At 41.3% G+C, this 710-nt stretch carries 1 protein-coding gene; it reads right to left on the bottom strand.

Annotation, left to right across the window (positions count from 1 at the left end):
• On the bottom strand, nt 1-710 hold a 710-nt coding region (locus F6K20_RS17885), incomplete at both ends, for a cadherin repeat domain-containing protein (RefSeq protein ID WP_287295524.1).

Raw genomic sequence — 710 nt, 5'->3', positions numbered from 1 at the left:
CTAAGAGAGTGCCATCTTTGACTTTTAGTTGATCGTCAACAATTTTAAAGCGACCCTGAGCATCATCTAATAATTTATAAGTATGGCTATCTCCCCAATCAACATCCTTAGTAGTCAGCCTAGCAATGGTCGTGCCATTTTCACTCAATTCCTTGACACTGTTCCCAGAAAGGGTGATATCCGTTGGAGCACTATTCTGGTTTTCGAGGACTTCGATACTGAAAGTTTCCTCGTAGCTTTTACCCCCGGAATCCGTGGTGCGGATTTTGATCGAGTGACTAGAGTTGTCATCAAAGTCTATGAGGTGGCCATTTTTGACTTTTAGTCGATTGCCATCAATTTTAAAGCGACCTTGAGCATCATCTAATAATTTATAAGTATGGCTATCTCCCCAATCAACATCCTTAGTAGTCAGCCTAGCAATAGTAGTGCCATTTTTACTGAATTCTTTGACACTCCTGCCATCAAGGCTGATATCTGTCGGAGCAAAATTCTGGTTAAGGACCTCAATGGTGAAAATTTCCTCGTAGCTTTTACCTCCGGAGTCGGTGGTGCGGATTTTGATCGAGTGACTAGAGTTGTCATCAAAGTCTATGAGGTGGCCATTTTTGACTTTTAGTCGATTGCCATCAATTTTAAAGCGACCTTGAGCATCATCTAATAATTTATAAGTATGGCTATCTCCCCAATCAACATCCTTAGTAGTCAGC

Origin of the sequence: Moorena sp. SIO2C4, assembly GCF_010672485.1 — a bacterium.
Lineage (GTDB): Bacteria > Cyanobacteriota > Cyanobacteriia > Cyanobacteriales > Coleofasciculaceae > Moorena > Moorena producens.
Note: the sequence above shows the minus strand (reverse complement) of the source record. Positions and strands in the feature narration are given on the sequence as shown.